Source organism: Paenibacillus ilasis (genome assembly GCF_043195395.1).
Classification (GTDB): Bacteria; Bacillota; Bacilli; order Paenibacillales; family Paenibacillaceae; genus Paenibacillus_AQ; species Paenibacillus_AQ lautus.
The window spans coordinates 483,043-507,709 of the sequence record NZ_JBHDJG010000002.1; the positions used below are offsets into that span (position 1 = coordinate 483,043).

General features: G+C 50.1%; 22 protein-coding genes. 17 read left to right on the plus strand and 5 right to left on the minus strand.

Features of this window, described 5'->3' with window-relative positions; all coding sequences use genetic code 11:
- Positions 1 to 7: 7 nt before the first annotated feature.
- Positions 8 to 1,069 carry a LacI family DNA-binding transcriptional regulator gene (locus ACETK5_RS22265; RefSeq protein ID WP_394057922.1) on the minus strand — a complete coding sequence of 354 codons (1,062 nt, stop codon included), beginning with the start codon at positions 1,067 to 1,069 and terminating at the stop codon, positions 8 to 10.
- Positions 1,070 to 1,651: 582 nt separating this feature from the next.
- On the opposite strand from ACETK5_RS22265, the gene ACETK5_RS22270 reads away from it, so the two are divergent.
- The 10 genes from ACETK5_RS22270 to ACETK5_RS22315 all read left to right on the plus strand — a co-directional run bounded on the left by ACETK5_RS22270 (position 1,652) and on the right by ACETK5_RS22315 (position 12,614).
- Positions 1,652 to 2,206 (plus strand): glycerol-3-phosphate responsive antiterminator, encoded by a 555-nt coding sequence (locus tag ACETK5_RS22270; protein WP_100539887.1) that lies wholly within the window; start codon positions 1,652 to 1,654, stop codon positions 2,204 to 2,206.
- A 300-nt stretch (positions 2,207 to 2,506) separates the two neighbouring features.
- A complete protein-coding gene (locus ACETK5_RS22275; protein WP_394057924.1) occupies positions 2,507 to 3,844 on the plus strand; it encodes an ABC transporter substrate-binding protein in 1,338 nt (445 codons plus the stop codon).
- Positions 3,844 to 4,800 (plus strand): carbohydrate ABC transporter permease, encoded by a 957-nt coding sequence (locus ACETK5_RS22280; RefSeq protein WP_394057926.1) that lies wholly within the window; start codon positions 3,844 to 3,846, stop codon positions 4,798 to 4,800. Before ACETK5_RS22275 ends, ACETK5_RS22280 begins: the two co-directional genes overlap by 1 nt.
- A complete protein-coding gene (locus tag ACETK5_RS22285) occupies positions 4,790 to 5,650 on the plus strand; it encodes a carbohydrate ABC transporter permease (RefSeq protein WP_100539890.1) in 861 nt (286 codons plus the stop codon). Before ACETK5_RS22280 ends, ACETK5_RS22285 begins: the two co-directional genes overlap by 11 nt.
- A gap of 11 nt (positions 5,651 to 5,661) precedes the next feature.
- Positions 5,662 to 6,615 (plus strand): glycerophosphodiester phosphodiesterase, encoded by a 954-nt coding sequence (locus tag ACETK5_RS22290; protein ID WP_243390908.1) that lies wholly within the window; start codon positions 5,662 to 5,664, stop codon positions 6,613 to 6,615.
- A gap of 364 nt (positions 6,616 to 6,979) precedes the next feature.
- Entirely contained in the window at positions 6,980 to 8,428 is a 1,449-nt protein-coding gene (locus ACETK5_RS22295) for an MDR family MFS transporter (protein WP_394058336.1), read from the plus strand.
- 28 nt (positions 8,429 to 8,456) lie between these two features.
- Positions 8,457 to 9,056 (plus strand): TetR/AcrR family transcriptional regulator, encoded by a 600-nt coding sequence (locus ACETK5_RS22300; protein ID WP_243390909.1) that lies wholly within the window; start codon positions 8,457 to 8,459, stop codon positions 9,054 to 9,056.
- A 166-nt stretch (positions 9,057 to 9,222) separates the two neighbouring features.
- A complete protein-coding gene (locus tag ACETK5_RS22305; RefSeq protein ID WP_394057928.1) occupies positions 9,223 to 10,254 on the plus strand; it encodes a copper amine oxidase N-terminal domain-containing protein in 1,032 nt (343 codons plus the stop codon).
- Positions 10,255 to 10,399: 145 nt separating this feature from the next.
- Positions 10,400 to 11,722: an MFS transporter gene (locus ACETK5_RS22310; protein WP_326111487.1), complete on the plus strand. Its 1,323-nt coding sequence runs from the start codon at positions 10,400 to 10,402 to the stop codon at positions 11,720 to 11,722.
- Positions 11,688 to 12,614, plus strand: coding sequence for a polysaccharide deacetylase family protein (locus ACETK5_RS22315; RefSeq protein ID WP_394057929.1), 927 nt, complete (start codon positions 11,688 to 11,690; stop codon positions 12,612 to 12,614). The genes ACETK5_RS22310 and ACETK5_RS22315 overlap by 35 nt, the downstream gene beginning before the upstream one ends.
- Before the next feature lie 104 nt (positions 12,615 to 12,718).
- Here ACETK5_RS22315 and ACETK5_RS22320 read toward each other — a convergent pair whose 3' ends face one another.
- Complete coding sequence (locus ACETK5_RS22320; protein WP_394057931.1) at positions 12,719 to 13,450, minus strand: hypothetical protein; 732 nt, start codon at positions 13,448 to 13,450, stop codon at positions 12,719 to 12,721.
- A 164-nt stretch (positions 13,451 to 13,614) separates the two neighbouring features.
- Between ACETK5_RS22320 and ACETK5_RS22325 the strand changes: the two genes are divergently transcribed.
- The 3 genes from ACETK5_RS22325 to aspA all read left to right on the plus strand — a co-directional run bounded on the left by ACETK5_RS22325 (position 13,615) and on the right by aspA (position 17,375).
- Entirely contained in the window at positions 13,615 to 14,334 is a 720-nt protein-coding gene (locus ACETK5_RS22325; protein WP_100539898.1) for a response regulator transcription factor, read from the plus strand.
- On the plus strand, positions 14,331 to 15,695 hold the full coding sequence (locus ACETK5_RS22330) for a sensor histidine kinase (protein WP_394057934.1): 1,365 nt from the start codon (positions 14,331 to 14,333) through the stop codon (positions 15,693 to 15,695). Before ACETK5_RS22325 ends, ACETK5_RS22330 begins: the two co-directional genes overlap by 4 nt.
- A 219-nt stretch (positions 15,696 to 15,914) precedes the next feature.
- Positions 15,915 to 17,375, plus strand: coding sequence for an aspartate ammonia-lyase (aspA, locus tag ACETK5_RS22335; RefSeq protein ID WP_394057936.1), 1,461 nt, complete (start codon positions 15,915 to 15,917; stop codon positions 17,373 to 17,375).
- 166 nt (positions 17,376 to 17,541) lie between these two features.
- Here aspA and ACETK5_RS22340 read toward each other — a convergent pair whose 3' ends face one another.
- A complete protein-coding gene (locus ACETK5_RS22340; protein ID WP_394057938.1) occupies positions 17,542 to 18,153 on the minus strand; it encodes a hypothetical protein in 612 nt (203 codons plus the stop codon).
- Between the two features lie 238 nt (positions 18,154 to 18,391).
- On the opposite strand from ACETK5_RS22340, the gene ACETK5_RS22345 reads away from it, so the two are divergent.
- Complete coding sequence (locus tag ACETK5_RS22345) at positions 18,392 to 20,005, plus strand: ATP-binding protein (RefSeq protein ID WP_394057939.1); 1,614 nt, start codon at positions 18,392 to 18,394, stop codon at positions 20,003 to 20,005.
- A gap of 106 nt (positions 20,006 to 20,111) precedes the next feature.
- A complete protein-coding gene (locus tag ACETK5_RS22350; RefSeq protein ID WP_100539902.1) occupies positions 20,112 to 21,728 on the plus strand; it encodes a Na/Pi cotransporter family protein in 1,617 nt (538 codons plus the stop codon).
- 109 nt (positions 21,729 to 21,837) lie between these two features.
- Here ACETK5_RS22350 and ACETK5_RS22355 read toward each other — a convergent pair whose 3' ends face one another.
- Both ACETK5_RS22355 and ACETK5_RS22360 read right to left on the minus strand, forming a co-directional pair.
- Positions 21,838 to 22,296, minus strand: a complete 459-nt coding sequence (locus ACETK5_RS22355; RefSeq protein WP_394057942.1) for an SAM-dependent methyltransferase — start codon at positions 22,294 to 22,296, stop codon at positions 21,838 to 21,840.
- A gap of 18 nt (positions 22,297 to 22,314) precedes the next feature.
- A complete protein-coding gene (locus ACETK5_RS22360) occupies positions 22,315 to 23,115 on the minus strand; it encodes a DUF6597 domain-containing transcriptional factor (protein WP_394057944.1) in 801 nt (266 codons plus the stop codon).
- A 204-nt stretch (positions 23,116 to 23,319) separates the two neighbouring features.
- Here ACETK5_RS22360 and ACETK5_RS22365 point away from each other — a divergent pair, with 204 nt between their 5' ends.
- Positions 23,320 to 23,772, plus strand: a complete 453-nt coding sequence (locus ACETK5_RS22365) for an SRPBCC family protein (RefSeq protein WP_394057946.1) — start codon at positions 23,320 to 23,322, stop codon at positions 23,770 to 23,772.
- 286 nt (positions 23,773 to 24,058) lie between these two features.
- Entirely contained in the window at positions 24,059 to 24,661 is a 603-nt protein-coding gene (locus ACETK5_RS22370; protein ID WP_326111474.1) for a DUF421 domain-containing protein, read from the plus strand.
- Positions 24,662 to 24,667 lie beyond the last annotated feature (6 nt).

Genomic DNA, 24,667 nt, shown 5'->3' on the forward strand with positions numbered 1-24,667 from the left:
ACCCTCCTCAAACGTTCATATAGTTTTCACTTCGCTTTTCTCGGCAGCTACTGCGGACCATTAGTTTTGTCGGCAAATAGCTGATCAATGGCAAAGGTATCCCCCCTTCCATGCGCTGAAGCAGCAATTTGACTGCGATTCTCCCCATTTCCTCCTTGTGGACCTGTACCGTTGTTAACGGAGGGTTAATGAATTCTGACATTTCGACATTATCAAAAGAAACAACAGATATATCATTTGGAATCGATAGCCCATATTCACCAATTGCCTTATACGCCCCAAATGCCATTTTGTCGCTAGCTGTAAATACGGCCGAGGGCGGACTCTGCGTGTTTAAAATTTTTTTCATGGCTTCATAACTCCTGGTCAGATCAAAGCAGCCGTCTTGAACCCACTCCGGAACAATGTCAAGTTGGTTCAACTCCATCGCTTCTTTAAAACCATAGAAACGTTCTTCTTGATCAATCGGCATTCCAACTTGAGAGCTTCCGCCAATATAAGCAATATTGCGATGACCAAGATCCACCAAATATTGAACTGCTTGCATTGCCGCATTGCGAAAATCCACCGTAACATAATCAATGTCCAGCTTAGGGATTCCGCCCACCGATATGACAAATGGAACCCGCTTATTAAGCTCATTTATGAAATCATGCTTAAGCGGTCCGATACAAATAACTCCTAAGTCAATCTCGTTCATATCCCCAAATAAATTGAAATTGAAAATATCTTGCACCTCAAATGTAAAGTCCAATATACATTCTTGATCAAGCAATTCACTTTCGATCCCGTAAATGATCTCTGAAAAATACGGATCTTGGTATTTATCTTTTACATCATATAAAGCGACTCCTATTCTCTTTGGAACTTTTTTATTCACTGAAAAATTTTCATTTTTTTGCAGTGAATTGTTAAACTTATGGTAACCCAGGTCCTTGGCAGCTTGAATAATGCGCAGACGCGTTTGGTCGTTTACAAGTGCTGTTGAGTTTGCGTTGTTTAAAGCCCTCGATACAGAAGAAATAGATACATTTGCATGGTCGGCAATGTCTTTTAAAGTTATTTTCATTTCGGCATAACACCTGTCTATTGAAATTTTGGAAAGCGCTTACCCTTCCCTTTGTCGCCATCTTATTCTACATTGGAAAATTATTCAACATTTTTTTTGCGCAATTTTTCATTTTTTTGCTGCAAATGTCCCCGATAACCTTGGCAGATCCCGCCGGTCCGGGAATGTATCGAAGTGAGATGGTGTTAGCGTGGTCTTTAAGGTGATGCGATATCATGAATTCGCCGTTCGCGCCATGATATTTGTTACATTGAGTTGATATTCTTTTAAATTCGACAAAATAATACAAATTTCGCTATAGACTATGGCTAAATCATTCCTCTATGATAGATATTAAATAGATTGGCAAGCTATTCTGAAAGCGCTATCCTAATCTTCGCTGAACCGAATGATCCTAAGACTAGGGGGAATCCACCAAACCAGGGATATAGTAGAATCTGTTGTTAACGGAATGGTAAGCGTATACATGATACATCGAAGTCCTAATGAGCGTCGTTAACACAGGTTTTACAAATCGTTAATACTGTCATGATCTTATCGCCTTATCATAAAGTGTGTTCGGTAAAAGGGGGACACGCACTTATGGCAGATCAAAGGACACGGCGTCTTCCCGTAATCGCTTCGATTACCAAGCTGGAACAGATCGATGCGGCTGTGAACAGCACGGTGGAACGGGTGAACCTGATGACAGGCGATATCTTAAAACTCAGAGATATCGTTAATCGACTACACTCCTCAGGCAAAAAAGTGTTTGTTCATCTGGAGATGGTAAGCGGCATTGGCCGGGATCATTCGGCTGTACAGTATTTGGCGGATTCGTACAAGATCGACGGAATCATTACGACGAAGACCAATACGGTGTTGGCTTCGCGCCAAGCGGGCATTAGCTCGATACAGCGAGTGTTTGCCATTGATACGACTGCTTTAAGAACCGCAGTGAAAATGATCGGACAAGCCCGTCCGGATGAGGTGGAATTAATGCCGGGACTCATGCCCCGTGTAATCCGCGACCTGAAGAAGGAAATTCACTGTCCGCTTATTGTGGGAGGTTTTTTACGAAGCGAGGAAGAAATCGATGAGGCGCTGGCCAACGGTGCAGACCTCGTATCTACAGGCGATACCCGTTTTTGGACGTAAGGTTCCCTGTACGGTTGATGGATTAACTATAATTACATATTTGCTAGGGGTGGAGACGATGAGATAACCCGAGTAGCAGCTACTTTAGCTTTTATAGGAGGTGGTGGCTCTTAGGTTGCGCTCTTTTGACGTCTCTATTTTTGTGCGCTTTTTAAGGGGTAGACGGGTTGATTGGATGGGAGAATTCCCTCATTCCTTTAGGATCCACGTGCCGTTGAACCGGCTATTGGATGAAGTGGATAGACAGCAGTGATGAAGGATGAATGATGAATAGATTCGAGAGGGGACAACAGATCATCTATGAAAAAGAAATCATGGTTGTTAATGTTACTGACCATATTTATGGTGATTACCACGGCTTGCGGAGGTGGGGGTGGTAGTGAAAGTGCCGGAGGCGAGGTTTCGCTCGATGATGTGGAAGCCGCTTCGATGGATATGAAGAATGATACAACGCCTGTTAAAATTCAGTACTGGCATGCCCACGCGGATGCCCAGCTGGAAGGCTTGAACTACATGATCGCAGAGTTTCAGAAGAAGTATCCGCATATTACGGTAGAGCCGGTCTTCCAAGGCGGTTATCCTGATCTTCACAAAAAATTGTCGGCTGCCGTGGCTGCGAATGACGTGCCGGCTGTAACAAATGTTGAGGTTGCGTCCTTGCCAAACTTTGCGGACAGCGGCGTGTTCTCTGATTTGGGCCCATGGATTAAGCGCGATGAAGTGAAGATGGACGATTTCGCCAAAGGGATGCTGAATGCATATGCATTCAATGGCAAGCAATATGGATTCCCTCTGATCGTCAGTACCAGCGTGTTTGTATACAACAAAACGATGCTGGACGAGCTGGGTGTAGAGCCGCCGCAGAAGTGGGATGAGATCGATGACTTTAATGCAAAGGTAACGAAAAAAGAAGGCGACAAAACGACGCGTTATGCCTTCTCCGTTCCAGGCTGGGATACGTGGTACTACGATCCGTGGAACATTAACGGCGGCGGACAAATTCTGACCGAGGACCTGAGTGCTTCGGCCGTTGAGACCGAGGATTCTTTCCGGTACCTCCAGAACTTCTACAAGTGGCAAAATGAAGGCAGTATGCATATGGGCTTCGGAAAAGGAGCTTCCGATAATATGCGCCAGATGTTCCTGAACGGTGAAATCGCCATGGTGCAGCATTCATCGGCTCTGCTCAAGATGTACCGCGAGAATGCGGACTTTGAGGTTGGCGTATCCTTTATCCCTGGAGATAAAGTGCGGACCTCCAACATTGGCGGCGCGGGGATCGTCATGATGGACGGTGCCGAGGATCTGGAGAAAGAAGCGGCTTGGAAATTCATCGAGTTCATGACTTCGGCGGAGCATAACATTAAGTGGGCTGAATCCGTTGGATACCTGCCGACAAGAAAATCCGCGATCGAGTCTGAAGAGGGCGATCAATATTTCGAAAGATGGCCGCAATACAGAGCGGTATACGAGCACTTCGACGAAGTAACGCCGCGCCTGCAGCACCCGGCTTACCCTGAATTCAGCGAAGTTTACAAAGAAGTCATAGGGGAAATGGTGCTGAACAAAAAAGATCCGATACCACTTATGCAGGATGCAGCCAAGAAGATCAACGATATTCTGGCTGACTATGAGTGATGCCTATGGAGACCAATAAACAAGTGACAAAGGCGGCGTCCAATCGGGCGACCGCTTCGGTCTCTAAACGGATGTCCCATACGTTGATCGAGAAGTGGAAGGACTTTTCGTTCGCGGTCCCGGCGTTGTTATTCATGGGCGTATTTCTGTATTATCCCCTGGGCTATTCCGTGTACATCAGCTTTACGAACTGGAACATGACGCGACCCGTGAAGAAGTTCGTGGGTGTCGATAACTATACGCGCTTGCTGTCGAACCCGGATTTCTATCACTCCTTGAAGGTCACGTTCTTGTATACCGTCATGGACGTTGTATTCACGCTTGTCATCGGGCTGCTGCTGGCCCTGCTGCTCAACGTGTCGTCGTCACGGTTGTTCGGTTTCATGCGCGGCGTCATTTTTATGCCCTATTACATCTCAATGGTTGTCGCGGCCATGGTATTTACATGGATTTACAATGGACAATACGGGCTATTGAATTCCATTGTTTCCTGGTTCGGCATGGAGCCGGTCGAGTGGCTGACCAACCCTTCGACGGCATTGCCGGCACTGGTTGCCGTTTCGGTCTGGAAGGGCGTCGGCTTTGCCATGATTCTCTTTATTGCAGGCATGCGCGGGATTCCGGCCGAGTATTATGAGGCAGCTTCGATTGATGGAGCCAGCAAGTTCCGACAGTTCCGCAACATTACGCTGCCGCTCTTGTCGCCTATGACCCTGTTTCTTGTCATCACCAGCTTTATCTCCTCCATGCAGGTGTTCCAGTCGATCGACGTCATGACAGGCGGCGGTCCGCTCAAGGCAACGAATGCGATTGTGTACTGGATCTATACGATGGCCTTTGATGAATTCAAAACAGGAAGAGCATCGGCGCTTGTCATGATTCTGTTTGTAATCATATTGCTGTTAACATTGGTACAATGGGTGGTCAGCAGGAAGAAGGTGCACTATGAAGGATAATTATATGGCCGGATCCGCAAAGAACCGAAAGACCTTGATGACGCTCCGCATGATCGGAGCCGTGATCGTGACGCTCTTTATGTTCTTTCCGGTGTATTGGCTGCTGATCAGCGCGCTTAAGACGCAGTCTGAGATGCGGATGGCCATACCTACATTCTGGCCGGAAACCTTTGCTTGGCAGAACTTTGCCGAAGCCTTCCGGGTTATCCCTTATGCAAGATTTTTCGGCAATACGCTGCTCATGGCGGTTGGAACCATTATTTTGCAGCTGAATGTGGCGCTTATGGCGGCGTTTGCATTTGCAAAGGGGAAGTTCTGGGGACGGGACGCGCTGTTCTTGCTCGTTCTCGCCGCATTGATCGTGCCGGAGCAGGTTATTTTCGTTCCGGTATACGTCATGATGTCCAAGCTGGATTGGCTGAATACGTTCTGGGCGCTCATTGTGCCTCACGGGGCTTCCGCCTACGCGATATTCCTGCTCAGGCAGGCGTTCAAAACGATTAACAACGACGTGCTGGAAGCGGCGCGCGTGGATGGAGCCGGTCGTTTCTCCATTCTGTACAAGCTGTTGTTCCCGATGGCGATGCCAACGATCGTTACCATGGGCGTGTTAATCTTCATCTCGTCCTGGAACTCGTATTTCTGGCCGCTGATCATGACCAACAACAACGACATGCGCGTGCTTACCGTAGGCATTGCGATGCTGAGGGATTCTATCGCCGGAAATGAAGCCATGTTCTTCAATGTCATTATGGCGTCCAGCGTCATGGCGATTATCCCGATCGTGCTGGTCTTTACGGTCATGCAGAAGCATATCGTGGCCGCGATGGCGAATTCGACGTTTAAATAATTCGTATAACCGTGATTAAGCAGGTATCCCAGACGGTGTGGAAATGGTGGGTAAGGATACACCGCCATACCGTCTCTTCGTTTTCTCCCGAAGGTTATGATCTGCTGCAGACAGCAGGGATCGGAAAGTTCATGGCGAACAGTCCTATAGAGCTTCAAACGGCGATTCGATCACGTAAGTCCGCCCTTTTGTGGCGACAGTGTGATCGAGGCCATCAATCGACTTATATATGGAGGGAATGGCACATGGAAGTACGTGGATTGGCCCATAGAGGGTATCCGCTGAAATACCCGGAGAACACGATGCTGGGCTTTCGGAAAGCGTTGGAGCTTGGCTTCTCGCACCTGGAGCTGGATGTCCAACTGACGAAGGACGGCGTGCCCGTAGTGATCCATGATCCGACGGTAAACCGGACGACCAACGGAACAGGAGCAATCAGTGACTTCACGCTGGAGGAAATACGCAAGCTGGATGCAGGCCAGGGAGAAGTCATTCCCACGCTGGAGGAAGCACTGCGTTTTGCCAAGGATCGGATGATCGTTGACATTGAACTGAAGCAGATGGGGGATACCTACCCCGGCCTGGAACAGAAGGTCATTGACGTGATAAAGGAAACGGGCATGGAGAAGCAGGTATTCCTGACCTCCTTCGATCATTATTCCATTGCACGGGCTCGCACGCTTGATCCTGACATCGAGCTGGGTCTAGTGATATATGGGGCCACGCCATCGGTCTTTCCTTACCTGGAGGAGATCGGCGCTCGCTATGTTTCCGTCAAATATGTGTACGTGACCCCTTCGTTTATGGAGGAGGCGCGCAAGCGGGGGATCCAGCTCATTGTCTGGACGCCGGATGATGAGGCCGTGCTGGCTTCCCTTGCCCAGTACCCCGACCTGTTGATTGTAACGAACAATCTGGAGGGCTGGGCCAGAGTTTACAAGGAGAAGAATGCGCTGAACGCGTAACGTAACGGTTCCAGGGGCTGACTTGCTTACCTGAGTGACGTATAGCGTATACAGGACACTTGCATTTGAAACGTCAGGGATCTTTAGAAGTAAACCTTACAGTCGGCATGTGTATAGAATAAGGATCTGTCCTTAGTCGCGATTAGGGGCAGATCTTTTTTTATTAATAGCTTGAATATCCGATATCCTGCGTGTTTCTGCTGCTGAACCCAGCAAATAACGCTGCAGGATTCATCTTTGCTGCCAATTTTGAAAATTAAATGAAAATTTTCAGTTGACCTGCGGACAATTGTCCGTTAAAATGAAAAACGCATTACCGGACAATTGTCCGTATACAGAGATAAGGGAGGATAAGGTCTTGGATATGGGAGTGGGGCCAAGTTCGGCCAAGATTGATTTAAGCAAAATAAAGAGAGGGCCGATTGTTGCCGCACTGATTATTGGCGCGTTCGTTTCCATCTTGAATGAGACACTGCTGAACATCGCTTTCCCAAGCTTGATGGAGCAGTTTGGTATTGGGGAGTCGACGGTGCAGTGGCTTTCAACCTCCTACATGCTGGTTGTCGGTATTCTGGTGCCGGTCACGGCGCTGCTGCAGCTGTGGTTCACGACAAGACAGATGTTTATAGGCGCCATGTCGCTATTTCTTATAGGTACGATTGTCTGCGGCTTTTCACCGGTGTTTGGTGTGCTGCTGGTAGGACGTATCCTGCAAGCGATCGGAACGGGGCTTATGCTGCCGGTTCTGATGAACACGATACTTAGTATTTATCCGCCTCAGAATCGCGGAGCCGCCATGGGGATGATCGGTCTTGTCATCATGACTGCCCCGGCGATCGGACCGACGCTGTCCGGTTTGATCGTGGACGCGCTGAACTGGCGCTGGTTGTTCTATCTGGTCATTCCGCTTGCTGCGTTCTCCATTGCATTCGCAGCGGTTTTCCTTAAGAACGTATCGATACTGACCAAGCCGAAGGTCGATTATATTTCGATTATTCTGTCTACTATCGGTTTTGGGGGTATCGTATACGGATTCAGCAGTGCCGGAGAAGGCACTTGGTCTGATCCGAAGGTAGTATGGTGCATTACGGCAGGGGCTATCAGCTTGCTGCTCTTCGTATGGCGCCAACTGAAGATGAAGGAACCGATGCTGGATCTGCGTACCTTCAAATTTCCGATGTTCTCGCTCGTAACCGTGCTGATGCTGGTGCTGATGATGAGCATGTTCTCCACCATGATCATGCTGCCATTGTTCCTGCAGAACGCACTGGGCTTAACGGCGCTTGCAGCAGGCTTGGTCATGATGCCTGGCGGTATCATCAACGGATTGATGGCGCCGATCACAGGAAAGCTGTTCGATAAATTCGGACCTAGGGTTCTGATTATCCCTGGTCTTGCTCTTTTGAGCGTCGCCATCTTCCTGTTCTCGGGCATCGACTCTTCATGGACTGGTGGTTATGTCATCTTCCTTCATGTTATGATGATGATAGGGATTTCGATGGTTATGATGCCGGCCCAGACTACAGCCTTGAATCAGCTGCCGCGCTTGCTGTATCCGCATGGAACAGCCATCATGAATACACTGCAGCAGGTAGCCGGGGCCGTAGGTATGGCGCTATTTATCAGCATCATGACAGCAGGTGCTAAAAATTACGTTGAAACAACCGGGGATCTCAATCCGGTAGAGAGCATGGTTGCCGGTCTTCATAATGCTTTCGTAATCGGACTCGTTCTTGCAATCATCGCCTTAGTACTGGGCATATTTGTTAAACGTACAACTTCACCCGTTGAAGAAGAACAGTCTGCTGCATAAGGTTCCCGTGTGTTCAAATTAGAAAGGGATGCGTGCATTGCCGAAAGAGAATGACGAGTTGGGTCAAAAGATTTTGGATACGGCTCAGGCTTTATTTAATAAATACGGAGTCGAGGACGTCTCCATGCATCAAGTGGCGAAAACGGCCGGGATCGGGCAAGGCACCTTGTACCGCCGTTACCCCAGCAAGAGCAAGATTTGCTTCACACTGATGGAAGCCAAGATCGATCGGTTTATGGAAGGGCTGGACGTTTACCTTCAGAGCAGCGATGGTGAACCGGTGGCTCATCGGCTGCGTACGGTGATCACAAAGGTCATTCTGCATTTCAATGAAGATTTGGAGTGGCTAAGGGTGATGCTGACCTCTGACCGTCTGGAGGACACCAAGAACATTATGTGCGAGAACCCGCCCTTCACGTTTTTGCGATTACAGATCAAGCGCCTGCTGGAGCTTGCGGCGGAGCAGGGAGTACTGATGCCGCTTGACCCTCAGTTTACCTCTGTGATGCTCGCATCTCTGCCGCGCGCGGATATCATTCTGTACATGCGTGATATGGGATACAGCGCGGAGCAGATTGCGGAGGAATATTGCAGAAGCTTTGTTGACCCGCTGTTTATCCATCGCTAAGCCAGATAAAGAGGCCGTTTTGGGAGACTTGATAAGTCTATCCCGGAGCGGCCTTTTTCGCGTCTATCGGTACGTTTACTTATCATTTCATTGCAACATTTGGCAAATACAGCCCGTCAGTATAGTAGTACACGATCATTTAAGGCACCTAGAAAGGATGATGAACATGAACAAACAATGGAAGAAGCAAGCGGCGACGCTGATGGTTGCGGCCATGGCAGTTTCCGGTGGCGCAGCGGCTTATGCAGCACCCCAGGCTGGAGGCAGCCAGGAACAAAAACCAGTCGTGATCTCGGCTGTCATTGATTATGGAGTTCTGGTTAACGGTAAGGAAGTGGCGGGCGCCGGTTATATGAACGCCGATGCGAAGCAGGTCATGATCCCGCTGCGCAGCGTATCCGAGGCGCTCGGATTCGAACTGGAGTGGAATCAACAGGACCGCTCTGCGGAGCTGACAAAATCGGGATCCCCGATCTGGACCCTTGTGCAAACAGGTAAAGACCAGTATACGGTTAACAAAATGTACAAGTCCCTCGGTGCTGCGCCGGTAAACGTGAAGGGCACGCTCTATGTTCCGGCTAATTTCTTCAGCGAAGTGCTCCAAGCTAACGTATCGGTTGATGGCACGAAGGTGAGCATCTCGTCCGAAGAAGAGATCAAGAAGGAAACCGTAAGTGGTACAATCAGTGAAATTATGAATAATGAAGATCGCAAAGCCGTTCACATTAACGGCACGGGAACCGAGGGAATCGTGCTGAATGTGGATGAGAGCACGATCATCCGCGATGCGGAAGGCAAGAAGATCGAGTTAAAGGATCTTGCGAAAGGGATGGAGATTGAAGCCGTTCACAGCATGGCGATGACCATGAGCCTGCCTCCTCAGACCTATGCTTATGAAATCAGCGTGAAACCGGACAAGGAAGAGACGGAGCAGCTCGCTACAGCTGGTGCCATTACGGATATCAACGCCGATGGCGGTAACCTGCGCTTAACGATTAAGGGCAAGGGATTAACGGAACAATCGCCGAGCGAAGTGATCCTGAATCTGACGCCGGAGACTGTGATCGTAAATAAAGAAGGTAAAACTATGAAGTCCAGTGAACTGACTGGAGAGGCGGAGATTATCGGATACTACAGCCCGGTACTGACCAAGAGTCTGCCGCCAATTGGCAATGCTATCAAAATCGTTCTTCAATAAGGAATGTAAATAAGAAGCCTGGCGGATAACGCCAGGCTTCTTTAGTCGTTTGACGACCTCCTTACCTTCCTGATGAGCAGGTATATTCTTGCCATGCGCAGAATACTGTACAACAAAATCGTCCATGACGGATGGAGGGAAACGGATGAAGCGCAGTTGGGTGAATTCGCCGTATTCATTTTCGCTTGGCATGTTTGCCATGATGGTCCCGAGCCAGGCGTTCAGCTCCTTTTACATCTTTTTCTACGTGGATACCTTGGGGCTTGGCATAGGGTTGGCTTCCTTGGCACGCACGGTATTTCTCATCTGGGATGCGGTTAACAATCCGCTGATGGGGTATTGGTCCGATCGCACCAAGACCCGGCTGGGGCGGCGCAGGCCGTGGGTGTTCGGCGCCATTCCGCTGTTCATGCTGACCTTCGTGCTGGTGTTCTCGCCGCCGGAAGGATTATCGCAGAACGGACTGTTCATGTGGTTCCTGGTTGCCCTTATCCTGTATGAAGCGGTAGCGACCGTATTATGGGTCAACTATGGAGCACTGTTCCCCGAACTGTTCCGCGGAGACCGCATCCGGGCGAAAGCCTCGGCCATCCAGCAGGGCTACCAGGTTGTGGCGCTATTGATCGGTACCGCGCTGACCCCGATTATTTATGACGCCATGGGATTTTCGAATATGGCGATTCTGTACGCGCTGCTGTTCGGGGTGTTCATGTTCCTCTGCATGATGAGCGTGCGGGAGCAAGAGGTGTACAGTGCAAGCGAACCGCTAAAGCTTGTCCAAGCATTCCGCGAAACCTTGCGCAATAAGAAGTTCTGGGTGTTTAATATCGCCAATTCATTTGCCCAGACGGTAAACGGACTGATAAGCTCGACGATCCCTTTTTATGCAAAATACGTGCTCAGGATCCCTGACAATCAAGTATCCATTCTGCTGGCAGCCGTGTTTGTATCGGTCATTCCGCTGGTATTCGTCTGGTATTGGATGATCCGAAGAATGGATGGTGTGAGAGCTTGGAGGTTGTCGCTTGGCGTGTATGGTCTTTCGGTCATTCCGCTCTGGTTTGGTTACGATCTGATCAGCGGGATTCTGGCAGGCATCGGCGTTGGGTTCGGTCTGGCGGGATTTCTGGTAACGCCGGCCATGGTTAGCGGCAACATCATCGATGAGGATGCGGAGCGGACGGGGCTGCGCCGAGAGGGGATCTATACGGCTGTCAGCGGATTTATTACGCGTTCCAGCGGATTGATCTCTGCCCTGGCATTTTTTGTTGTCGGCATGATATTCGGGTATGAAAGCGGTGACAATCCGGGAAACGACCCGGAATCGACCTTCAGGTATTTGATCAGTGTCGTTCCATTGTGCTTGCTGGCCATTTCCTTCCTGCTATCGTTTGCAACCAAAATCGAATTCTCTAAAACCATAGGAGGCGGGCATGAACATGGAACGAAGACTGATCATCAACTGTGACGATTTCGGACAAAGCAAGGCCATGAATGAGGCGATCCGGCATCTGCTGGAGGAGAACAAAGTCTCCTCGGCAACCATCATGACCGTGGCTCCCGGCTTTGAAGAGGCAGCCTCCTGGGCCGCACGCCGGCGCCAACCCAATGTGGGGCTGCATCTGACCTTGACGAGCGAATTTGAGGCTCTGCGATGGCGCAGCTTGACGGGGCATCGCTCCCTTCAAGACGCCAGCGGTCATCAATACCGGACCGTTCAGGAGTTTGAACGAGGGGCGGAGACGGGGGCTGTGCTAAAAGAGCTGGAGGCGCAGTACCGGCTGGCGAGCAAGGCAGGCATCCGCATCAGCCATGTGGATAATCATATGGGCAGCCTGTACGGGATGGAAACGGGACGGAGCCTCATTCCGCAGATGCTGTGGAAGACTTCGCGTTGGCGCCTCCCCGCACGACTATTCCGCTATATCCACCCGGAGGACCCGCTGCTCAGCTCGCTGCCGAATATCGAGCGTCCAGTCGCGCTCGCCTCAGGCCTTGCTGATACGTTTGGCGTGCCGATCCCGGATTATCTGCTCTCTCATCCGTTTCCTGTTGTCGAGGGGGAGAGCTATGAGAGCTTCAAGCAATCGCTGATTGATAAGCTGTACAGACTCCCAGAAGGGGTCAGCGAAACCTATGTCCATCCCGGAGCGGAGGATGAATGGATGCTGGCGAATATTCCGAATTGGGAGAAGCGGGTATGGGAGTACCGGCTGCTGTTCGATGACGATTTTGCTTACGGACTGCGGGATGCCAAAGTGATCCTGACGGATTACCGCTATGTGGAGGAGAACTTGAAGCGGCCCCGCGTGCGCTCGGCCGTTAAGCTGATAAAGGTTATGGCGAAGAAAACCCGATAAGTCCCCTAGTAAGCATAAAGCAACCCCTGCCGCGGCACCGGCAGGGGTTGCTTTATGTTTTAAGTACGATTGGCTTTCGCCGGCACATGCAACTCCGTATAAGTTTACTTCGCTTCAGCTTCCAGCTTGGCGATCTGCTCCTTGTATTGGTTCAGCAGCTTCGCCAGTGCTTCTTTAATGGCATCCGAGTCCTTGGAACCCACGGCTTTAAAGAGGTCGATTCTGGCATGGATGAACGCCAGATCTTCATCGCTGATCTTCACTGCATCAAAACTTGCTGCATCGCTGATCTTCACGGCCTCCAAAATTGCTGCCTCGCCATGGATCACGTCGTGTTTCACTACGCCGGCATCGGTTTTAACGACTTCGGCCACTTCTATTGCCGTACCTTCCAGTGGAGAAAACTTCTTGATCTGGGTTGCTTTGAATTGCTTAATATCCCCGCTGTCCACGGACCCCTGGATATCTGCAGCCGGAGTAGCCCTCACGGCAATTGCAATTCCGAATTCACCATCTGGCGTAACCGGCTTTGCATCACCGTTATCTGCAGCGACAGCCGTAGCCTCCGAGAAAAAGAATGTTCCCTCGGCTCCGGCAAGCTTTCCGTATTTCTCCAGCGTTTCCTTCCAGTCCTGAACCGTTTCCGGCGCGTATTTCTCAGCCAATTCCAGCGGATTCGGCATAACGGAAATGGTGGCGGTGGTTGCAACGGGTGCGCTTTTGCTTGGTGGTTTCGGCACATCACTTGTGTCAGCGCCTGAAGCATGTACGGGGAGAGCGGCTGTGCCGAGCAGGGCGGCGGAAAGGGCGAGCTTGCCAAACAGTTTGTATTTCATCGAATATAACACTCCTTATCGGGTTGGTTTGTCTTACAGTACCCAGTGTACGAGTCAGCATTGGCAGAACATTGGTGTATTTGTGGAAAAATAATGGCAATTCCCATTCGATTCCCGCAGCTTGGTATACTGAGGGAAGATGAAACCCGGAGGTCTATATATATATGAACCAAAATTATCTCATCGCCGTGGTTGACGATGATCAGCATATACGAAATTTGGTGGAAGCTTATTTGCGGAAGGAAGGCTATCGGACGGTGGGCCTTGCAACGGCAGAGGAAGGCTGGGAGATGTGGAGAACGACCCCGCCGGATATGTGGGTGCTGGATATTATGCTGCCTGGCATGGACGGCTTCGAATTGTGCCGGCGGATACGCGCAGAGGCCGAGGTCCCGATCATCATGATCTCTGCGAAGGATAGCGAAGTGGATAAAATACTGGGGCTTGAGCTGGGAAGCGATGACTACATGGTCAAGCCGTTCAGTCCCCGCGAGCTGGTTGCCCGAATCAAACGGCAGCTAAACCGATGGTACAAATTCCATCAGGAGGAGCGTGTTCCGCGGCTTGCTGCGGCTTCCCCGGAGCTTAGCAACGGAAGGCTTCAGTTAATGCTGGAGGAGCGGCGCGTGTTCTGGGATGGGGAAGAAGTGGATATGACTAACAAGGAATTTGAGATGCTGAAAGTGTTCGCTGAGCATCCGAACCGTGCGTTTACAAGGGATGAGCTGCTAACCTCCGTATGGGGCGACGACTACTTTGGTAGCGACCGGGCGGTCGACCATCTCATTAAAAGGCTTCGCAAGAAGGTGGAGCAGCTTCCGATCGAGGCCATCTGGGGGCATGGATATCGAATGAGAATGGATGGGGAGGAATCATCGATATGAAGCTGGTGCATCAGATCAATCTTGCGTTTGCCTTATCGCTAATACTCGTGCTCTCTGTGACGGCGGTCGTGATTCATTATGTGCTGATGGACCATTTTATCGGTACGCAGAGAAAGGACATGCAGACCATAGGGGCTGAGCTGACGGCAAAACTCGAAACCGCGGCCGCCCAGAGCATTCCTATAGAGAGTGCTCCATTGGCTGTTAGCGGGTTGACCGCGGCACAGGTTGCGGAGGTAGGCGTAATCATCCAGGATAGCGAAGGGAATGTGGTCAGCTCGACTCCGGTAACTCCCTCCGCCCAGTTCATGGTAAGTCAGGCGATCCGTCCGGACTATGTGGCTTCGTACTCATCTGCAGCGAGGAGCGGACAATTCCTCACCGAGGTGACGGCGGTTCCCCAAGGGACGATGACGCTGATTACGCCGATCAGCAAGATCAAGGCCATTGAGCAGGCGCTGATGGGGCGTTTGATGCTCGTATTTGCTGTGGGGGGCGTAATCATGGTTATCTTAAGCTTGTTCATCACCAAGAGATTGATTAAGCCGCTCATGCTGCTGCGGGAGGAATTGAAGAAGGTGAAAGAGCGTCAGTTCTCCGAAGTTCAGCGGGTGTCGGCAAGCGGAGAGATCGGCGTAGTTGCAGAGTCTGTGTACGAAATGGCGGGTGAGCTGGAGCGGTACAATCATGTGCAGAAGCAATTCTTCCAGAACGCATCCCACGAGCTGAAGTCGCCGCTCATGTCCATCTCCGGGTATGCGGAGGGAATTCGGGACGGGGTATTCGAAGGGGAGGAGATTCGCAAAGGCCTGGATATCATTATGAGTGAGAGCAGCCGCATGACCAATATCGTGACCGAGATGACGCTACTCGCGAAGCTGGACAGCGAGGAGGACATCTTTAAGGCAACGGCGGTCAATTTGAAGGAGCTCGTGGAGGAAACGATCGAAAGAGTCAATCCGGTCTTGGTGAAAAAAGGATTGTTCGTGCATCCTTCCTATGGCGATAACGAATCGTTAATGGTGTATGCTGACCGGGATAAGCTGCTGCAAGCGCTGCTGAACATCGTCTCGAATGGAGCAAGGCACGCGAGCAAGCATATATACATTCAAGCCGGTATCCAAAATGGCAGGGTATTCCTCACCGTTTCCGATGATGGCGAAGGCATCTCCGAGGAACTGCTTCCGTATTTGTTCCACCGGTTTGTGAAGGGCAAGAATGGGGAGTCCGGTCTGGGTCTGGCCATTGCTCGCGCCATTGTGGAGCGCTGCGGAGGTCTGATCACGGCAGGGAATCGAACAGAGGGAGGGGCCGTCATCTCGGTAGGTTTCCCTCCGCTTAGGAAGACCGCCGTCTTCTAGTTCAGGTGTGTCCCCATCATGGTCTACAGACAGAATCATCACGATGGGGTAAGAGGGGCCTTTTCTGGGTAATTATACTTAGATAAGGTCTCTTTTTTTGCGCATTCGCACATATCATTCAATATTCTCTAACAAAACGCGTAAGCTATAGAGGATTTCAAGTGGGAAGGCAGAATTCTGTATATATCCGGGCAAGCTGGATGATAACAGGTGACAAGCATGATACAAAATAATCAAAAGGCGATGGTGATGTTGTCCATGGATATGCAGTATCGAATTGAAAAAGATTTTCTGGGGGAAAAACAGCTTCCTGCGGAAGCCTATTACGGGATTAATACGGTTAGGGCGGTAGAGAATTTTCCGATCAGCGGAGTACCCATCCATGCAGAATTGATATCTGCACTGGGCGAAGTTAAGAAAGCCGCAGCCCTGGCGAACATGGAGCTTGGCCTGCTGCCGAAAAAGATAGGCAGTGCCATTATAGAGGCAGCAGACGAGATCATCGCGGGCAATCTTCGTTCCGAATTTATTGTCGATTCCATCCAGGGCGGAGCAGGGACTTCGATCAATATGAATATGAATGAGGTGTTGGCAAACCGAGCGCTGGAGATTTTGGGAAAACAGAAGGCCGAGTATTTCTACTGCAATCCTAATAATCATGTTAATATGTCGCAGTCCACGAATGATGCCATCCCGACGGCGATCCGCATCGCGTCTTACCGTCTGACGCAGGATCTGCTTGAGGTGTTCCGGACCCTGGTTGCCGGCATTCAGGAGAAGGCCAAGGAATTTGACGATGTCATCAAGATGGGGCGCACGCATCTGCAGGATGCGGTACCGATTCGACTCGGACAAGAGTTCGGAGCTTATGCCAATGTTCTGACGCGTGACATTAACCGGATCGAGCGTGCCGCGCAAGGCTTGTTAGTCGTTAATATGGGCGCGACCGCGGTAGGCACGGGGCTTAATGCAACACCGGACTATATGCACAGCGTCGTCCAGCATTTGATTGAGCAGACAGGCTTCTCCTTGAAGCAAGCCGAAGATTTGGTCGATGCCACCCAGAACACCGATGCGTATATGGAATTGTCGGCTGCGCTCAAAGTGTGTGCCGTGAACTTCTCGAAAATGTGCAACGATATCCGCTTGATGGCTTCCGGTCCGAGAGCGGGCTTAAACGAATTGAACGTACCGGCAAGACAACCGGGTTCGTCGATTATGCCGGGCAAGGTCAATCCGGTGATGGCCGAGGTCATGAACCAGGTGTCGTTTCAGGTTATCGGCAATGATCATACGATCAGTTTGGCATGCGAAGCCGGGCAATTTGAGCTTAACGTCATGGTTCCGGTCGCAGCGAACAACTTGATGCATTCCCTCAAAATCCTGAAGAACGGCATGGATGTGTTCTACAAGAATCTGATGGTCGATCTTACAGCGAATAAGGAACGCTGCAAGTACTTCGTCGATAACAGCTACGGCATTATTACGGCGTTGAACCCGCATCTGGGTTATGACGTAGCCTCCAGACTGGTGAAGGAAGCGCAGAAGACAGGCCAGAGCATCAAGGAGATTATTCTGGAGCAGGGTCTTTTGACAGAGGAACAGATCCAGGTCATTCTGGACCCTTACCATATGACATCCCCGGGCATTGCCGGAGAAGAGTTCCTGCTAAATCAATAACGTGTACCATTGTTTTATCGATACAAAGAGCCGACCAAGATGTAGATCTTGGATCGGCTCTTTTTTTGGTGCTGACGGTTATCTTTGGCGGATGACATAGATAAGGGCTTATGAAACCGATTGAGTCCGGTTGAAAGATAATACCGGCAGGTTAAGGGGAATGGTATTATGGATGGTTGATTGCAGATATCAGGGAGGCGATGACGTTCTTCTCGGGATCATCCAGCTCCTTATTCGTTTGCCATTGCTCAAGCTCTTGTTTCACCTGTGAAACATCCTGGTAACCAAGATGGTAAGCAATGCTGGAAATGACCCTTTGCCTATTGTCGCCGTCACTCAAATCAGCAAGTGCTCGAACCACGCCCTCCGTGTCTCTGGTGAACAATCCTCCTGCGATGGCGGCATATTGCTCGGCAGAGGCACCGTCGAGATTAGTTGTTGCCAGGAATAGACTCCTGTAATGCTCGGGTTTGATAAGGGACCGGTGGGTATACAGCAGCTCCAGAGTCTCCAATGTTTTGCCATTACTCAGGCGGTTGTACTCTGTCCAGTCCATGCCTTCCAATCGAGGAAGCATGTTCGTGACTTTATCCTCGGTACTTATGTCCTCCTCTTTATACAATGAAAATACGTGCTCCGCCGCACTTTTGTAGTCCGTCACTGCAGTTGTCGCAGGTTCGGTTGATGAAGCCGGTGCTTCCGTTTGGTTGCTCGAGCAGGCTGTTACAAGAAATAGAACAGCCATGAGGAACAAGTAAACAAGATTGGGTTTGAACATGGATTCTCATCTCCTTTACATCCTAAACGGATATTTCCAGCAAAGAGTTACATAAACAGGAGAAGGGGATAGGAATATAATTCCAATCACCTGCTTATCCCGTATATCTTCATAAATGGTAAGATGAAGGCTGCCATATTCACATTCGATTAAGTTTACTGGCAGGCTCCATCTGCCGATAAAAGTGATAGAATAAACGTTAGGTTACATTAAGTGGCAGTATGATAAAAAGGGGTATGTGATTTTGGATAATCGATGTGGTGAAATAACCGATCAGGAGATCATTCAGCGAACTAAGCAGCAGTGTATAGACAAGGGGATGAACCCGGAGCTTCTTCCAACACATACGAATCGATTGAATGATGAGGTATTGGCCGCAAGGCGTGCAAAATATAAAGAATACATCGAAGTGATTCAAGTTTTCGTGAATAAGTTCCTTTCCTCCGGATCAGGAAATCCTGTCGTGATTACGATTACGGATAACGAAGGGTTCATTCTTGATATGGAAGGGGACCCGACCATCATCGAAACAGCCCGGTATTTGGGGATCACCGAGGGCAAAGGCTATTCCAAAGAAGACGGTCCAAGCTCAATTGATCTCTGTCTCCGGTACGAACGGCCGTTTACGTTGATAGGAGAGGACCATTTTCATCACATTCTTCACCGCATGGCATGTTATTCGGCCCCCTTTCACGGTGAGGATGGGAAGGTGATCGTAGGAACGATCTCTCTAATGACGAACAGGGAGTTTGTTCACCCGCATTTGCATGCTTTGTTGTGCACGATGGCCGATTCCCTGGAACGGGAGATGGTTACCCGCAAACAGAACACGCAGCTGCAAACCTTGAATCAGGTGCTCCTCGGAACGAATCATTATGGCGTGATCATTACTGATGCAAAGGGTCAGATTCTGGAGATGAACGAAACGAGCTTAAGCCTGCTGTGCCCGGACGACAGCACCCGGAACCGCACTCAATATGTGGGCCGCACGGTGTTCGGTATTAAGCCGATTGGCGAGTATTATGAGCGGGTGATACACCGGCAGCAAATCTGCATCGGAGAAGAGCTTTCGCTTGAGATATCGGGAACCATGAATCACTATATACTTGATGTTCAGCCTGCATATGGCCGTGAGGGACAGCTCATGCGGGTGGTCGGCTTTCTTCGTGATATTACAGAGATGAAGCGTACGGAGGAAGTGCTGCGGAATACGGAAAAGCTGGTGTTTGCCGGACAGGTTGCCGTAAGCATAGCCCATGAAGTTCGCAATCCCCTCACCACGGTGAAGGGATTACTCCAGCTAGCGAATAAGGACGCCTGTCTTCGGCACTATGACCTGATCATGTCCGAGCTGGAGCGGGCCAATCTGATGGTAGGGGAATTTATGATTCTGGGCAAGCCCCAGGCTGCGGTCTGTAAGCTTGAGGATTGCGGTGAAATTCTGGAAGAGGTGCTTCACTTGTTTGCCATTCAGGCGGAGCTTGGCGGGATCGAGATGACCCAAAACATCGGGCAGAATGCAACGATTCTATGTGACCGGAACCAGATTAAGCAGGTTTTTCTTAATATTCTGAAGAATGCGATGGAAGCCTTGCCGCATGGCGGGAACATCCACATTCATCTGGATGTGCAGGAAGGATATCAACGCGTGATCTTTACGGATAACGGCTCCGGCATGACGGACGATGTGCTTCAGCGGATTGGGGAGCCTTTTCATACGACTAAGCCGGACGGCAATGGCCTTGGCATGATGATTGTCCATCGGATCATGGAGAGCCACAATGGCCGGATCGTCATCCGGAGCGAGGAAGAGCGGGGGACATCGGTTGAGATAAGTCTGCCGATCTCGTAATATGTCGATACTTAGATAGGTATATCTTGTTCACATATTGTGCTAAATTATTTAAAGGGTTTTTATAGACACATTATGAGATGACATCTAAAGGAGGACTTATCTCTTGGATTGGCAGGACATCCTATTTAAGTTTGTAGGCGGCTTGGGCATTTTTCTGTTCGGCATCAAGTATATGTCGGACGGTCTGCAGAAGTCAGCAGGGGACAAAATGCGCGGGTTGCTGGAGAAATACACATCCAACCCGGTACTGGGCGTGTTGGTTGGGGTCGGAGTCACGATACTGATTCAATCCTCATCGGGAACGACCGTGATGGCGATTGGACTGGTAAACGCGGGGCTGATGACACTAAGACAAGCCATAGGCGTCATTATGGGGGCCAATATTGGCACGACAATGACTGCATTTATCGTGGGGATTAAAATCGAAGAATATGCACTGCCCATTATTGCGGTAGGGGCGTTCTTTTTATTTTTCTTTAACAAGAAAAGATTCCAATATATCGGCCAGGTGGTCTTTGGCTTTGGTACCCTTTTTCTGGGGTTATCCACCATGGGCAGCGGCGTGAAGCCGCTAAGTGAGCTTCCAGCCTTTACTGACTTCATGATCCAGTTGAAGGATCAGCCTCTCCTGGCGCTTGTTGTAGGTACCGTATTCACGATGGTTGTACAGAGCTCGAGCGCGACCATCGGCATATTGCAGACGATTGCAGACGAAGGAATGATTAACCTGAGAGGTTCATTACCGATCCTGTTTGGCGATAACATCGGGACAACCATTACCGCGGTACTCGCCTCGATCGGCGCAACGGTGGCCGCCAAGCGCACGGCCCTGGTTCACGTCATCTTTAACGTCATCGGTGCTATTATCTTTATGATTCTGTTGATTCCGGTGCATTCCCTTGTGTTATGGCTGGGAGAAGGCGTCAATATCCGTATGCAGATTGCGTACGCTCACGGCATCTTCAACACAACCAATGCCCTGATCTTCTTGCCATTAATTCCGGCTTTGGCATGGATCGTAACCAAGGTTATTCCTGGCAAGATGCAGGAGTTTGAATTTAAGGCGATTTATCTGGATGAACGTTTGCTGGCCACGCCGGCGGTTGCCTTTGGACAAGCACAGCATGAAATTTTGCGTATGGGGCAGTATGCCCGGGAGACGCTCAACGATGCGTCTACTTTCTTTTTCAGCAGGGAAACCCGGGTGGGGGAACTCGCCCTGCAGAAGGAAGAGCTTATCAACGAATTGAATCGAAAAATCACGGATTATATGGTGAAAATCCAGCAGCAGAACGGATTGCCAGAAGGCGAGTCCGAAAAAGCCTCCGGTTGGTTCCAACTGGTAAACGATATTGAACGGATCGGCGATCACGCGGAAAATATCGTGGAGCTGTCCGAATTCAGCATCAATAAAAAGGTGGAGTTCTCAGAGGAAGCCGGACGCGAGTTGAAGGAGATGCTGTCCCTAGCCGACAAGGCGGTGGAAAGGGCTCTGACTGCGTTAGAGCATAATGACGTGGCCGCGGCTCAAGAGGTGCTGGACTATGAGCGGGAATTGGACGAGATGGAAGTCAAGTTCCGCAAGAGTCATATCCAGCGATTGAACCAGAATCTGTGCACAGGAAACTCCGGAGCGGTCTATCTGGATATTCTAAGCAACTTGGAACGTGTCGGAGATCACAGTAAGAATATCGCTCAATTCGTCATGCACGAGGAGTAAACTCAACAGAGATGGATTTCATAGAAACAGCGCTGACCAAGCCAGTCCCTTGAACCTCAAGGACAGGCGCGGCAGCGCTGTTGTTTTTGTAGGATGAAGTACTTCATCATTATTCCCAGTAACGGGACATGATGTCTGTAGCCCATTCGGGCTGCTTGGTCTTCGTCTTCGGCAAAAATTCCTCCATGACAGGTTTGATATCAACGACGGGAGTCCCGTCTATGGCATCCAGCCCTTTAACGAAAACGGACCTGCCCTCTCTGCTTACCAACTCCACCATGGTGGCTCCTAGCTTGTTGGGGCGATTCTTGCCGCGCTGGGCAAAGATACCGACCTTGGGGAAGCTTGGATTATTTCGCGGATGTCTCGCCGCGTACTGGATGCTGTCATCCTGGACGAGATGGAATACATAGATGATTTCAAGGTGGCTGAACGTTTCAATCCCATCCAGGGAGCTTTCATCCCATTCTTCGCCTAGTTTAATCTCCGAGATGACATCCCCCCAGTAATCATCCTGAATCGCCTTTCTTTCGTTATGGATCGTTCCGATCGCCTGTATCGTATACATGCTGTTACCTCCTCAGATTTATCGTTCCTTCATATAAACTTCGGGCGTTTTACCGATCATTGCTTTAAAATCCCGGATAAAATGCGACTGGTCATAATAACCCATATCCATGGCCAGCTCCAGCACATCCTGATGATTCAGGCCTTCGAGCATTTCGGCGGCATTCTGCAGCCGGTACAGGCGAATCACCCATTTAGGGCTTACTCCAACGTATTGCTTGAACAGGCGCTGAAGTGATCTCGGGCTCATCTGGCACCATTCGCTAACCTGCTCGACCCGAATGATGTCCCGGTTGTGATGAATTTGGTCGATCATGGTATGAATCCGTTCGATCTGTTCATCCTCTTCGGGAAGAATGCGGCGAATAAGCTCCTCCATGTACCTCACCTTTTGCTCCGGCTCCTCTGCGGTCAATAGCTGCTGCTCCAGCGTATGGGGCTCGACTTGGAGAATCTCCATGGTTCCTATGGAGGAATCCGTCAGACGGTCCATGGACGTGTTCACGAACGGATAGAATCCGCCGGGTCTGAACTTGATTCCGAATACTTGCCCTCTGCCCTCCAGATGGTGGGAATGCCTGGTGCTGGATACGCCATAGAAAGCGGTTCGATGAGGCTGAACAACCAAGTTGACGCAAGGATTAGGAACAACATCCTGCAGATGAGGCTCCTGGTCGGTTAAATCCCAATGAATGATCCAGTAATGCTTGATGAAATAGGAAAGGTCCCTGGATGGGGGAACTCGCAGAAGCTGGAACTTCTCTCCGGCTTTTTTCATGTTCAAGATGCCGAGGCTGGGCTGATGAGAATGCTGAATCATGGATATAAACACCTCCGATAACTCCCTAGCAGGCCTGGATCGATGGACCACTGGCCTCACACGGGACTTGAGCTTGAAGTGATTCCACAGGCTGCAGGCTGTCGCATTTTTACAATACTTGGATCGCGGCTGCTTGATAACATCATCATATCACAGGAGGACAAGCCGGTCTTACTGGATATTTCATGATGGGAGGAAACTAAAATGGAGCCGTTACATTATCAGTTTTATATCGGAGCTTCGCCGGAGAAGGTATGGGAGGTCTTAACTTCGCCGGAGGGAACGCGGGCCACCTTTTTCGGGAGTGAGCTGAGGTCTTCTTTTCAAGTGGGGGAGCCTTACGCTTATGTGGGACCGGGGAATGACGGAGAGGAGACGGTTCATGTCTATGGGAATGTTCTGGCTTATGAGCCGCAGAAGACACTGAGCCTGTCCGAGCATCCGGGTCCGTCGTATTACGCGAATCATGAGGAGCTGGAGTCCCGCATTACGTTCACCCTTGATCCAGTAGGAAACTGTACCAAGCTGACGCTCGTCAATGATCAATATACGCCGGATCATCCGTCCCGCGCCAAGGCAGCGGACAACTGGTGGATGGTTATGAGCATTCTGAAGACTTATGCGGAGACGGGGGAGACCTTGGATCTGGGCTGGTAGTCTCGTTGCCGATAACTTCATCATATTCGGTGAAGAAACCCATTAAAGAGCCGTTAACGGCTCTTATTTTGCTGTAAAAAATGTATCGTGGGCAGCAGCAAACAGGCATGGAGTCGATAGTAATGAATCCTGCCTCGCGAATAATCGTTTGGGATAGTTTTCAGGTATGTTACAGGATGGGTTGAAATCTGAGCGGTTAGAACCCTTTTTACAGGCGTGAACCAGCAGATGGATAGGTTACATTAGTTAGGGAACTCTATTCCTAAAAAAGGTAGGGGATCTATTCGTGAGCTGGATCATCATCTTGAAGGCGGTAGGAATCATTGCTGCCGGAACCGTTCTATTCCGAATCGGAGGCAGAAAATCAATCTCGCAAATGACCATTACACAGGTCGTCATCATGATCGGGATCGGTTCTCTGCTTGTACAACCTTTAAGCGGTCAGGGTTATTGGGTTACGATCGGGGTTGCTGCCGTTCTCATTCTTTGTATGATTATCATGGAGTATATCGAGTATAGGGCTGACAAGCTGGAAACGTTAATCTCCGGTAAATCCGTGGTGGTCATAGAACGAGGGAAACTGCAAGAGGCGAATCTCGACAAACTGAGACTCACGGTGGACAAGCTGGAAATGCGATTGAGACAGGCGGGAGTCGCCAATATTTCGGATGTGGAGTGGGCAACGCTGGAGGTAAGCGGAAATCTGGGATACACCTTGAAGAGCCATAAACAACCGGCCACTAAAGAGGATATCAACCAGCTTATGGCTCTCATCGGCCAAGTTGGCCTTACGCCAGCGACGCCTCAAACCCATACTAGCCCCGAAGCGAAGCTTTTCTCTGAAATCGAGAACAGTCATCAGCCGGAAGCGCCGAAGAAATTCCAGTAACAGAGC